Here is an 11,976-nt window from a genome sequence, read left to right as displayed (position 1 = left end):
ACTATTTCAAATGATATAAGTTTAATAATACACAACATATTGCTTCTTGGCACGCCTGGATCGGGAAAATCGATGCTGGCGGCCCGTTTACCCGGAATTTTACCGCCTCTCACTCCGCGCGAAGTCCTCGAAACGTCGATGGTGCATTCCGTCGCGGGCTTGCTTTCGGGAGGAGGCCTTCATCGTGACCGCCCCTTCCGCGACCCGCATCATACAGCGTCGATGGCGGCAATTGTTGGCGGGGGACGCGCCGCTTTGCCAGGCGAAATTTCCCTCGCGCACAACAGTGTCCTGTTTATGGACGAATTCCCCGAGCATAACCGAAATGTTTTGGATTCTTTGCGCCAACCTCTCGAAGCGGGCGAAGTCATGGTGGCACGGGCGAATGCACACGTACGCTACCCATGTCGGTTCATGCTGATTGCCGCAGCGAACCCATGTAAATGTGGCTATCTTCCTGACCCCTCTCGAGCCTGTAGCCGCGCACCTATTTGTGGCCAAGACTATCTCGGAAAAATTTCTGGCCCGTTAATGGATCGATTCGACTTGCAGATTGAGGTACCGCCGGTTCCGTTTTCAGACTTTGATTTGCCGAATAATGGAGAAAGCAGCGCGACGATAGCTAAGCGTGTAACCGCCGCACGTGAAATTCAGGCGACCCGTTTTCAAACAATAGATGGGATGCATCAGAACGCCGACGCCGAGGGAGACGTCCTTGAGGACATCGCGGCCTTAGGCCACGAAAGCAAAGAGTTGCTCGCAAAAGTTGCTGATAAATTTGGGCTATCGGCACGCGGTTACCACCGCGTGCTTCGAGTGGCGCGCACAATTGCGGATTTGGGTGAGCAGGAAAACGTTCTAAAACAACATGTTTCCGAAGCTGTCAGTTATCGTTTCCCTACACGCCGAAACACTTAACGGCACTTAGCTTCAATAGCTTCCCAAACTTGCGCCGCAATATTTCCACCATCGAATTTCTCCAACTCGAGGATGCCCGTTGGGGAGGTCACGTTAATTTCGGTGAGATAGTCGCCGATAATATCGATTCCTACGAAAATCTGGCCTTTTTCACGCAACAACGGTCCGATGGCATCACAAATTTCCAAATCCCGCGCGGTCAGGCCAATTTTCTCGGGCCGCCCGCCAACATGCATATTCGACCGTGTTTCTCCCGCCGCAGGAACGCGGTTGATGGCTCCAACAGGAACCCCATCAACCAAAATCACGCGTTTATCGCCATTTGAAACATCGGGTAGAAACTTTTGAACGATCAGCGGCTCGCGATTAATGCCCGAAAACAACTCATGCAGGGAAGCCAAGTTTCGATCATTTGCATCCAACCGGAATACGCCCGCCCCGCCATTTCCATAAAGCGGCTTAAGAATCACGTCTTTGTGGCGCTCTTTAAAGGCGCGTATCGTGGCCAAGTCGCGCGCGATTGTGGTTGGCGGAGTCAAATCGGGGAAATCCAAAACTAATAGTTTTTCGGGATAATTCCGCACCCAAAACGGGTCATTTACCACAAGGGTGGTCGCTTTGAGGCGATCCAAAAGATGCGTTGTTGTGATGTAGCCCATGTCAAACGGAGGGTCCTGACGCAACCAGACCACATCGAAATCAGCAAGATCAACTTCTGTTTCTTCACCCAAAGAATAATGGTCGCCAACGACACGCTGAACCTTGAGAGGCCAACCCCGCGCTGTGATTTTACCCTCTTGGTAGGCGAGTTTGTCCGGCGTGTAGTAAAACAACTTATGCCCGCGCGCTTGCGCTTCTTCTGCAAGCCGAAAAGAACTGTCCCCAGAAATATCGAAATGCTCGATTGGGTCCATTTGAAACGCGATTTTAAGTGCCATGTGAAATCTCCTTGTTGGCCAATAGATGGCCTAGCAAGGGTGTATTTTCAATGGGAGATTACATCTGGCCGAATGCGTTTTCCAAGATGCGGATTTCCCCAACGCCATTCACCAAGGCAACGTCAAATCGCACATCCGTGTTTTGCCCGTTAGGTTCGCCTGCGAGAAATTCGGATGCAGTTTGGTAAATTCGCTGCATTTGCCGCCGTGAGACACGTTCCGCCGCAGCGGAGAAACTTTTACTTTTCTTCACTTCTATAAAGACGACGCCGTCACCATTTCGAGCAACAAGATCAATTTCGCCCGCGGCCCCTCGCCATCTTGTTTTATCAATCTGCATCCCTCGGCGGACATATGACCGCGCGACAGCCTCTTCGGCGGCAAAGCCCGCGTGGTAATTCATTTGTCCGTTCATTCAGAGCGACCTTTGTTCATGGCAAGCGCGGTTTGATACACATCCCGGCGTGGGATATTCAAAGCTTCGGACACAATAGTTGCAGAATCTTTAACCGAATGAGACTCGAGGGCTTGTTTCAAGGCGTCTTCAATCGACGTCGTGGAAATTTCTTCCTGTGCACCACGATCGACCACGACAACAATCTCGCCCTTTACGCTTCGCTCGGAGAAGCTGGCGGCAAGTTCGTCGAGTGTTCCACGGGACACCTCTTCGAATTTCTTGGTGATTTCGCGACAAACCGCGGCTCTTCGCGCGCCCCCGAGGACTTGGGCAAGATCTGCCAGCGCTGCGGCAATCCGTTTGGGGGATTCATAAAAAACCAGCGTGGCGTCAATTTTCGCCAAAGACTGCATATAGGTTTGGCGCGCTTTTTGCGTATTCGGGGAAAAGCCTGCGAAGTGAAATTGATCGGTGGGAAGGCCCGCAATTGTGAGGGCAGCCACGACGGCACTAGGGCCTGGCGCTGAGGTTACCGTGTATCCCGCCTCAATCGCTGCCACCGACAGACCATATCCAGGGTCCGCAACAAGGGGGGTTCCGGCTTCTGAGGCATAAGCCACAGATTTCCCCTCCTCCAGATACCGCAACAGGCGTGGACGCGCTTGGGCACCGTTATGATCGTGGTAGGCAACAAGCTGCCGTTCGCCCAAGGGCACCCCGTGAATGTCCATCAACTTGCGCGCGGTACGGGTATCTTCTGCGGCGATCACATCCGCGTTCGCCAAGACATCCAACGCCCGCAACGTGATATCACGCGCAGTTCCAATCGGAGTCGCGACAAAATACAGCCCAGCAGCGAGCTTCTTTGTTTCAAAATTCATGATTTGGCGCCTTCCATGACGTTTACTAATGAGGCGCAAGCGCTTAAGTTCGTTCCAAACGTGGAAACTGCTTTGCACACTTTTGCAATTTGGAGCGAGACCAACTTATGTTTGCTTTTTTAAAGAATGCCCGCAAGGGTTTTAGTCTTATTTTCCCCATATTTATTGTGCTTTTTGTGGCCGCGTGTCAGCCATCGTCGATGAGTTCGGGTCCGACGATCAATACGTCGAAGCCTGTGCGCGTTGCTCTGCTGATTCCCGGAGAATCATCAAGCGCGGGCGACAACATCATTGCACGCTCGCTTGAAAATGCCGCGCGCCTCGCTATTTCGGACCTTGAAGGGGTTCAAATTGATCTGAGAGTTTATAGAACATCGGGCAATGCCGAGAAGGCTGCCTCCGTGGCCGTGGCCGCCGTGAATGACGGCGCTCAGATCATTCTGGGGCCTCTATACGGTGAGTCTGCCAATGCTGTTGGCTTGGCTTTGTCCAACAAAAACATAAACATCCTCGCGTTTTCAAATAAACCTTCCATTGCAGGCGGAAACGTTTTTGTTTTGGGCAACACCTTCCAAAATACCGCCGAACGCATCGTTTCATATAGTGTAAATCAGGGCCGCCGGAACGTCATGATCGTTCACGGCGCCGACAATGTTTCAGAAGAAGCGGGCCGCGACGCCTTGGTGCAAGCCGCGAACCGCAATGGCGCAACAATCACCGGCGTGCCTTCCTTTGAGATGAGCCAGCAAGGCGTGATCAATGCGATTCCTAACATTGCCGCACAAGCGCGCAATTCGGGGACCGACGCAATTTTGTTCGCGTCAGGGACGGAAGGGGCACTCCCGCTTCTGACGCAACTTCTTCCTGAAAATGGCATAAACACGGAAACAACCCAGTTTATCGGCCTCACGCGGTGGGATATTCCAACCGCGACGTTGTCCCTCCCTGGAGTTCAGGGAGCATGGTTTGCCTTGCCCGATCCAGGTCTTTCAAACCGTTATATCGCACGATATTCAGCCGCCTTTGGCGAGCCTCCCCATCCGATCTCGGGCCTTGCCTATGATGGAATCGCGGCTATTGGGGCGCTGGTTAAGAGCGGAAACTCCAATGCACTCTCCTCCGCTGCCCTCACACAATCCTCCGGTTTTGTGGGTGTGAACGGTGTCTTCCGCCTTCTCCCCGATGGAACAAATCAACGTGGCCTCGCAATTGCGCAGGTCCAAGAAAATCAGGTAATCGTCATTGACCCCGCTCCAAGAAGCTTCTCCGGCTCTGGTTTCTAGTACCGCCGACAAAAACGCCTCAATCACATATCCTGCCAAAAAACTGATCTGTGACCCTGCTGACATCTTCAATCTTGAGGAATCACGCAGGGCGCTTTTTAAACAACTTGAAGAGATCAGCGATAACTCTGAGAAACGCACCCTCACGGTTGCGTTTCTTTTGGAGGCTCGCGCCAAAGGGACGGCAGCAATTGAAGCCGCGTTTTTGGCTCGCCCATTTGACGCGAAGCCCGTCACCAGCGCCTATAGTTACCTAACCGATTGCATTGTGATTTTGACCCATGGGGTCGCTACGCAATTGCTTCATCCAAACCCGAACCCCACCGAGGGCGAACGCCTCGCCCTACTGGCGGTGGGTGGGTATGGACGCGCAGAAATGGCGCCGCACTCGGACGTCGATCTGTTGTTTTTGACACCCTACAAGATAACACCTTGGGCCGAGAGCGTGATTGAAAGCATGCTCTATATTCTTTGGGATTTGCATTTCAAGGTCGGCCACGCCAGTCGAACGATCAAAGATTGTATCCGTCTGGGCCGCGAGGATTTCACCATTCGCACCGCTCTTTTGGAGCATCGCTTCATTGCAGGCTATGAACCCTTGCTTGGGGAGTTCGACGAAAGTTTAAAAAAGAACCTCTTCAAAGGAACTGCTCCGGAATTCACGGAGGCAAAACTTGAGGAACGCGACCGGCGTCACAAAAAACAAGGCGGACAGCGCTATGTTGTTGAGCCGAATGTCAAAGAAGGCAAAGGGGGTCTTCGCGACCTTCAAACGCTGTTTTGGGTGGCGAAATACCTACATGGTGTGGATTCCACCGCCGAGCTCGTTGAACTGGGCATGTTCAACCAAGATGAATATGACAGCTTTGAACGTGCCGAATCTTTCCTTTGGGCTATTCGTTGCCACCTTCACTTGATCTCGCGGCGCGCGATGGACACGCTGAGTTTTGACATGCAAGTCGAGGTTGCCGCCCGCATGGGGTATGTCGACAAAGCCGGACGTCGGGCCGTTGAAATTTTCATGCAAGACTATTTCCGGCACGCAAACCGCGTAGGTGAATTGACACGTATTTTCCTCACGTCGCTCGAAGCGTCGCAGGTTAAAAAAGAACCCCGACTCGTAGGTTTTTTCCGCCGCAAACGCAAAGTCCGCGATGGCTTCGAAATTGAGCAAAACCGGCTTACATTTTCCGGCGACATGGAACTCGCTGAAAACAAGCTTAATATCCTGCGGATATTTGAAGAAGCCCTACGCACAGGGATGCTGCTCCACCCGCAAGCGATGCGGTTGATTGATGCAAACCTTGGTTTAATTGATGACGAGGTGCGCAACGACAAAGAAGCCCGCCGAATTTTCCTCGACCTTATGCTCAAACATGGCAATCCGGAACGCGCCCTGCGACGGATGAATGAAATTGGCGTTTTAGGGGCCTTTATCCCGAGTTTCAAGTCATTGTCGCGATGATGCAATTCAATATGTATCATCACTACACGGTCGACGAACACACGATCCAATGTATCAAAACACTTGCAAAAATTGAGCGTGGAGAGTTGATCGAAGAATTGCCCGTGGCAAGCGGAATTCTGAAAGGGGGCGTGGATCGTAAAGTTCTTTATGTTGCCCTCCTCATGCATGACATCGGTAAAGGTCGCGACGAGGACCACTCGATTTTGGGGGCCAAAATCGCACGTAAAGTGGCCGAACGGCTTGGTCTCAAACCTGCCGATTGCAAGACCGTTGAATGGCTCGTGCGCAACCATCTGGTGATGTCAGATATCGCTCAAAAACGCGACATTTCCGATCCCCGTACTGTGCGTGGGTTTGCCAAATCGGTCCAAAGCAAGAAACGGCTAGATCTTCTTACGGTGTTGACGGTTTGTGATATTCGCGGTGTTGGGCCGAATACATGGAACAATTGGAAAGCCGTGCTCATTCGCGATCTCTATGCGCAAACCTCCATGGCGCTTGAGAACGGACTCGAAGAGGTGAATCGATCCACGCGAGAAGAGGTCGCCAAAAAAGCGCTCCGCATCGCGCTTTCGGATTGGGATAAAAAGGATATTCGCAAGGAAACATCGCGCCATTACCAACCCTATTGGCAAGGGGTGCAGTCTGCGGATCACATCGTATTCGCCAATCTTCTCAAGAACCACAACGACAGCGAAGTTGGTATCGACCTAAGCCTAGATGTAACTCGCGATGCCACGCGAGCGTGCTTCTGTATGGTCGATCATCCCGGAATTTTTTCCCGTCTCGTGGGAGCTTTGGCCCTTGTTGGGGCGAATGTTGTCGATGCGCGCAGTTACACCACCAAGGACGGTTATGTGACCGCGATTTTCTGGATTCAGGACGCCGAGGGGCACCCCTACGCGAGTAATCATATGACGCGGCTACGCAATATGATCCAGAAAACCCTCAAGGGCGAAGTGGTTGCCCGCGATGCGCTCGCAGGGCGAGACAAGCTGAAGAAGCGGGAAAAAGCCTTCCGCGTGGCGACCAATATCACCTTCGACAACGAAGGCAGTGAAATTTACACAATTATCGAAGTCGACACCCGCGACCGTCCGGGTTTGCTCTATGATTTGTCGCGCACGTTGGTGAATGCAAACGTGTATATTGCCTCGGCGATCATCGCGACCTTTGGGGAGCAGGTGGTCGACACCTTCTATGTAAAAGATATGTTTGGCATTAAATATCACACGGTCGCCAAGCAAAAAGCCCTTGAAGATAAAATTCGCGCCGCGATTTTGAGTGGCGCCGAGAGAGCAAACAAAGAATGAGATCCAGAGGGATGATGTCGGGCTTTATGACGGTCGGTTTTTGGACCCTCATGAGTCGTATTTTAGGCTTTGTACGCGATATACTTATTGCGAGCTATCTGGGAACGGGGCCCGTCGCAGAGGCGTTTCTGGTCGCTTTCTCGCTGCCCAATATGTTTCGTCGGTTCTTTGCCGAAGGGGCTTTCAACATGGCCTTTGTACCGATGTTCTCCAAGAAGCTTGAGGGCGGCGAAGGCGCACATACATTCGCGCGGGACGCGATGTCTGGGCTTGCGGGAATCCTCATTGTTTTCACCATCATCGCCCAGTTTTTCATGCCTTGGCTGGTGCTTGCGATGGCCAGCGGATTTGCCAATGATGCACGGTTTGACTTGGCTGTGTTCTATGGTCGGATCGTTTTCCCCTATATCCTGTTTATCTCCCTCGCGGCGCTGCTGTCCGGCGTTCTAAATTCGTCCGGACGGTTCGCCGCCGCCGCCGCCGCCCCCGTGTTGCTCAACATTCTTTTGGTCACCTCCATGCTGACGGCACATAGGGCGGGATGGGACATGGGGACGACCATTTCCATCACGGTGCCCATTGCAGGTATCGCACAAATGACCATCGTTTGGGTGGCCGCTTCGCGCGCGGGATATCGCTTGATCCCCCGCCGTCCACGCATGACGCCTGACCTTAAGCGTCTGATGATTATCGCCGCCCCCGCCGCCCTCGCGGGGGCGTCGTACAGATCAACTTGCTGGTGGGACGCCAAGTCGCGAGCCATTTTGAAGGCGCCGTTGCATGGCTGTCCTATGCGGATCGCCTGTATCAATTGCCCCTTGGCGTTGTCGGAATTGCCGTTGGAATTGTGCTTCTACCGGAGCTTTCGCGCAGGTTACGCGCCGAAGACTTTGCGGGCAGCCGCGATGCGTTGAGCCGCGCGGGCGAGATTTCCCTCGCCCTCACCATTCCTTCCGCCGTGGCGCTAGTTGTGATCCCAATCCCCCTTGTGAGGGTATTGTTTGAACGCGGTGCATTCGGCACGGACGATACCGCAGCGACCGCCGTCGCCGTTGCGATTTACGGCCTTGGCCTGCCTGCGTTTGTGCTGCAAAAGCTGCTGCAACCCGTTTATTTCGCGCGGGAAAACACGAAAACACCGTTCTATTTTGCGCTGTTCGCGATGGTGTTAAATGCCGCCATTGCCATCGGTCTTGCGCCGTTCATTCAGTTTTGGGCCGCCGCCCTTGCGACCACTGTCGCGGGGTGGACCATGGTGCTTATGCTAGCGCTTGGTGCGCGTCGCTATGGCGAGACCGTGCGTTTTGACCGCCGGTTTTGGCGCCGCTTAATCCGCATTGTCATCGCCTCGCTGTTTATGGGCGTATGTCTTTGGGCCGCAAACCTTATGCTCGGGCAGCTTTTTGGCACGGGTGGATTTGAAGTCTTGGCGCTACTCTTGCTCATCACAGCCGGAATAGTCAGCTATTTCGGCTTCGGGCACCTGATTGGGGCCTTCCGCCTTGGCGATTTCAAAGCATCATTGCGCCGCTAGCTTAGCTGCGGCGCAACTTCACCAAAATCGCCTTCGCCCCTCCGGGCACCAAAACGAATGACAAGAAAAACCCCACAAAGAAGCCAATAAGCTCGGCAACCCAATCGTTGGATCCGCCAAAAAGCACGCCAAAAACTAACCGTAGTCCCATAAACATGCCGATTAGATAGAAGGCTTGGTATTGCTTGCTGCCATTGAGCGATAAGCTCACCCAACGCACGAAGGTAAAGGCTCCGATGAGGCCAAATGCCCCGACATAGCCACCGATCAAAACGGCTTCTTCGCGAAAAATCATCCAATAGAGGACCGCACCAACGATGGTCGAGGCAAAGTAAATGAGCAGAAACGCGAAGTTACCAAAGGCTTCGGCGGTCATTTTCCCCAACGCCAAGATAAATACCGCGACGAAGGCCATGGACGTGAAGTTTTGGTGCACGAAAGAATAGGTTACAAAACGGCCAAGGACTTCTGGCTCATAGCGCCCCGTTTCAAGGTAGGGGGTGATGATTTGGCCAAGGACGCTATAATCCAAAATCGCGTCGCGACGCCATGCAATGGCCTCCGGTCCGCCAATCAAACCGCTACTTGCCAAGCTCAGGATGATTTCGACCGCGACAATCACCATCACAAGCCCCACAACCGCGATGGGCAGGGCATTGAACGGCGATGCATTGTGATCGAAATCATTGTCGTTTTGGGGTGTGCTCATTTACTGACCTCATGAAACAGGCTTACATTGACGTGCCTTTGTCCTATCGGTAAGCGAAAGGACATTAAAAATCCAGATGGAGTATTCATTATGACCGAGGTGGTCCAAACACCCTCGCAGCCCGGCACTCAGTTTGTACCGCGCGTATTTTCGGGCATTCAGCCAACAGGCGGATTGACCCTAGGCAACTATCTCGGGGCGATCAAACGCTTTGTGGATATGCAAGCAAGCGGCATTGAGACGTTTTATTGCATGGTCGATTTGCACGCGATCACGACGCCGCAAAAACCGGATGACCTGCGGCGCGCGACGCGCGAGTTGGCCGCGGGCTATCTTGCGGCGGGTCTTGATCCTGCTAAATCGTCGCTGTTCAATCAAAGCCAAGTCCCCGAGCACACTCAACTTGCGTGGGTTTTCAACTGTGTAGCACGCATGGGTTGGCTGAGCCGTATGACCCAGTTCAAGGACAAGGCTGGCAAAAACCGCGAGGCCGCTTCTGTGGGTCTGTTCGCCTATCCGAATTTGATGGCCGCCGATATATTGGTGTACCACGCCACGCATGTTCCCGTGGGCGAAGACCAAAAACAACATATTGAATTGACCCGCGACATCGCGACGAAGTTCAATCACGACTACGGTGTCGACTTTTTCCCGATTCCCGAACCCGTTACTGAGGGGGCGGCAACACGCGTTATGAGTTTGCGCGATGGGTCCAAAAAGATGTCGAAGTCTGATCCCTCTGCCGCCAGCCGGATAAACATGACGGACGATTCCGACATGATCTCTCAGAAAATTCGCAAGGCCAAGACGGATCCTGATGCGCTGCCAAGTGAAGCCTCTGGTCTGAATGAACGTCCAGAAGCGCGCAACCTCGTCAACATTTATGCGGGTCTTGCCGACATGACTGTGGATGCGGTACTTGCGGATGTTGGTGGCAAAGAGTTCTCAGTGTTTAAACCGATGTTGGCCGAACTTGCGGTTTCCAAATTGTCTCCGATTGCCGCCGAAATGGCGCGTTTGATGCAAGACACCGCCGAGATCGACAAAATCCTGCGTCAAGGGGCCCAAAACGCTCGTACTGTTGCGGGACCAATCCTTGAGAAAACCTACGATATCATTGGCATGGTGCGCTAAACCACACCTTAAACAATTACCACAGATTACGGGGTGCCTTCGGGTGCCCCGTTTTTGTTTTCACATCCCGCGCTATGTGCAAAGATGAACTAACCCTGCGCGCCAATCAGCATTTCGTTTTCCTGCGCACATCCCTAAATTGACATGTGAAAACAGGAGCAAGCCATGACATCGAACAAACACATCGAAAATAAGCCTGTCCATCCCCAGACTCGGATAGGCCACGTTCATCTAAAAGTTTCGGACCTTGACCGCGCCATTGCCTTTTACAGCGGCATTTTGGGGTTTGGCATTGTGCAACGTTACGGCCCGCAAGCAGCGTTTCTCGCGGCGGGCTCCTACCATCATCATATCGGCCTCAATACATGGGAAAGCCTCGGTGCGACTCCGCTCCCCAAAGGGCATACGGGTCTGTATCATACGGCATTCCTCTATCCCTCCCGCGCAGAACTTGCCGATGCGCTGCACCGTTTGATCGCAGCCGATTGGCCCCTCACTGGTGCCGCCGATCATGGTGTGAGCCAAGCGATCTATCTTGACGATCCCGATGGAAATGGGGTCGAACTTTACTGGGACCGCGCCGAAAACGAGTGGCCACGAGATAAGAACGGTACGCTGACAATGAACAATACACCGTTCGACCTTAACGCATTGCTGGCCGAATTCCCCCGCTGACCTGTCACAAAAAAGATTCAGAATCGGCCTACCTTAAACCTGTGGGTTGGCAAGCTTTGCCCCAAGTCCCAACCAATCCCACACAGCCCTCCCGCCTCTGGTTCCCCGACCAGAGGCGGCTTTCCTTTCGCAAATGAGACTGCGACGCAGTGGCACCTTTCATTGTGCTTGCAGCAGGCCCCCAAAATCGGCCATCATCGCGCCATTAAGGGAGAATTTTATGCGCAAATTTTTGGTGGTACTGGATGACAGCCGCGAATGTTTAAACGCCATGCGATTTGCAGCTATGCGGGCGGCCAATACAGGCGCCGGTGTGGAAATCCTATCTGTGATCCCGCCAGACGAGTTTAACCATTGGATTGGCGTGGCCGACATCATGCGCGCCGAAGCCCGCGAGCGGATTCAGGTTCATTTTGACGTTTTCGCAAAATGGATGCGCGACCGCCAAGGCATTGATCCAGCGTTGATCATTCGCGAGGGCGAACCAATGCACGAAATCTTGGCGCAAATCCGCGACGACCCACAGATCGGTGTCCTAGTCCTTGGAGCAAGTACTGGTAAAAGTGGCCCCGGCCCCTTGGTCTCGGCGCTGTCAAAATCGGCGGGCAGTTTGCCCATTCCCGTGACTATTGTTCCAGGAGACCTAACCAAAGAGCAACTTGAAGCCATCACGTAATTACCGAAGTGTTTCTGTCGGAAAAGAGTATTTAGAACAGTTCTAAACCT

The 11,976-nt window shown here is 53.2% G+C and carries 8 protein-coding genes and 3 pseudogenes; 7 read left to right on the top strand and 4 right to left on the bottom strand.

Annotated features, from left to right (window positions below):
- Nucleotides 1–30: 30 nt before the first annotated feature.
- Nucleotides 31–918: pseudogene (locus RC74_RS09545) on the top strand (YifB family Mg chelatase-like AAA ATPase); the annotation flags it as partial.
- Here RC74_RS09545 and gshB read toward each other — a convergent pair.
- The 3 genes from gshB to rsmI are packed head-to-tail and all read right to left on the bottom strand — an operon-like array spanning nt 915 to nt 3,134.
- Complete coding sequence (gshB, locus tag RC74_RS09540) at nt 915–1,856, bottom strand: glutathione synthase (protein ID WP_039001386.1); 942 nt, start codon at nt 1,854–1,856, stop codon at nt 915–917. The pseudogene RC74_RS09545 and the gene gshB overlap by 4 nt on opposite strands.
- Nucleotides 1,857–1,914: 58 nt before the next feature.
- Nucleotides 1,915–2,271: a YraN family protein gene (locus tag RC74_RS09535; protein WP_039001387.1), complete on the bottom strand. Its 357-nt coding sequence runs from the start codon at nt 2,269–2,271 to the stop codon at nt 1,915–1,917.
- Nucleotides 2,268–3,134 carry a 16S rRNA (cytidine(1402)-2'-O)-methyltransferase gene (gene rsmI, locus RC74_RS09530; RefSeq protein WP_039001388.1) on the bottom strand — a complete coding sequence of 289 codons (867 nt, stop codon included), beginning with the start codon at nt 3,132–3,134 and terminating at the stop codon, nt 2,268–2,270. Before rsmI ends, RC74_RS09535 begins: the two co-directional genes overlap by 4 nt.
- 107 nt (nt 3,135–3,241) lie before the next feature.
- Here rsmI and RC74_RS09525 point away from each other — a divergent pair, with 107 nt between their 5' ends.
- The 3 genes and pseudogenes from RC74_RS09525 to murJ all read left to right on the top strand — a co-directional run bounded on the left by RC74_RS09525 (nt 3,242) and on the right by murJ (nt 8,732).
- Nucleotides 3,242–4,417 carry a penicillin-binding protein activator gene (locus tag RC74_RS09525; protein WP_039001389.1) on the top strand — a complete coding sequence of 392 codons (1,176 nt, stop codon included), beginning with the start codon at nt 3,242–3,244 and terminating at the stop codon, nt 4,415–4,417.
- Nucleotides 4,407–7,198 (top strand): annotated as a pseudogene (locus RC74_RS09520) ([protein-PII] uridylyltransferase). The gene RC74_RS09525 and the pseudogene RC74_RS09520 overlap by 11 nt, the downstream one beginning before the upstream one ends.
- Nucleotides 7,195–8,732 (top strand): annotated as a pseudogene (murJ, locus tag RC74_RS09515) (murein biosynthesis integral membrane protein MurJ). The pseudogenes RC74_RS09520 and murJ overlap by 4 nt, the downstream one beginning before the upstream one ends.
- 1 nt (nt 8,733) lies before the next feature.
- Here the strand turns inward: murJ and RC74_RS09510 are convergent.
- Nucleotides 8,734–9,441: a rhomboid family intramembrane serine protease gene (locus RC74_RS09510; RefSeq protein ID WP_039001392.1), complete on the bottom strand. Its 708-nt coding sequence runs from the start codon at nt 9,439–9,441 to the stop codon at nt 8,734–8,736.
- Nucleotides 9,442–9,531: 90 nt separating this feature from the next.
- On the opposite strand from RC74_RS09510, the gene trpS reads away from it, so the two are divergent.
- From trpS to RC74_RS09495, 3 genes are all read left to right on the top strand, one after another.
- Nucleotides 9,532–10,575 (top strand): tryptophan--tRNA ligase, encoded by a 1,044-nt coding sequence (gene trpS, locus RC74_RS09505; RefSeq protein WP_052274733.1) that lies wholly within the window; start codon nt 9,532–9,534, stop codon nt 10,573–10,575.
- 165 nt (nt 10,576–10,740) lie between these two features.
- Nucleotides 10,741–11,250, top strand: a complete 510-nt coding sequence (locus RC74_RS09500) for a VOC family protein (protein ID WP_039001393.1) — start codon at nt 10,741–10,743, stop codon at nt 11,248–11,250.
- A gap of 220 nt (nt 11,251–11,470) precedes the next feature.
- Nucleotides 11,471–11,926, top strand: a complete 456-nt coding sequence (locus tag RC74_RS09495) for a universal stress protein (protein ID WP_039001394.1) — start codon at nt 11,471–11,473, stop codon at nt 11,924–11,926.
- Nucleotides 11,927–11,976 lie beyond the last annotated feature (50 nt).

The organism is Falsihalocynthiibacter arcticus (assembly GCF_000812665.2).
GTDB classification, from domain to species: Bacteria; Pseudomonadota; Alphaproteobacteria; order Rhodobacterales; family Rhodobacteraceae; genus Falsihalocynthiibacter; species Falsihalocynthiibacter arcticus.
The sequence above is the reverse complement of the archived record's forward strand: the minus strand, read 5'-3'. Positions and strand labels throughout refer to the sequence as shown.

Excerpts from the sequence above, each read along its gene's own strand:
- RC74_RS09535 (WP_039001387.1), bottom strand. The coding sequence starts at position 2,271 with ATGAACGGACAAATGAATTACCACGCGGGCTTTGCCGCCGAAGAGGCT.
- RC74_RS09510 (WP_039001392.1), bottom strand. The coding sequence starts at position 9,441 with ATGAGCACACCCCAAAACGACAATGATTTCGATCACAATGCATCGCCG.
- rsmI (WP_039001388.1), bottom strand. The coding sequence starts at position 3,134 with ATGAATTTTGAAACAAAGAAGCTCGCTGCTGGGCTGTATTTTGTCGCG.
- RC74_RS09525 (WP_039001389.1), top strand. The coding sequence starts at position 3,242 with ATGTTTGCTTTTTTAAAGAATGCCCGCAAGGGTTTTAGTCTTATTTTC.
- RC74_RS09495 (WP_039001394.1), top strand. The coding sequence starts at position 11,471 with ATGCGCAAATTTTTGGTGGTACTGGATGACAGCCGCGAATGTTTAAAC.
- trpS (WP_052274733.1), top strand. The coding sequence starts at position 9,532 with ATGACCGAGGTGGTCCAAACACCCTCGCAGCCCGGCACTCAGTTTGTA.
- RC74_RS09500 (WP_039001393.1), top strand. The coding sequence starts at position 10,741 with ATGACATCGAACAAACACATCGAAAATAAGCCTGTCCATCCCCAGACT.
- gshB (WP_039001386.1), bottom strand. The coding sequence starts at position 1,856 with ATGGCACTTAAAATCGCGTTTCAAATGGACCCAATCGAGCATTTCGAT.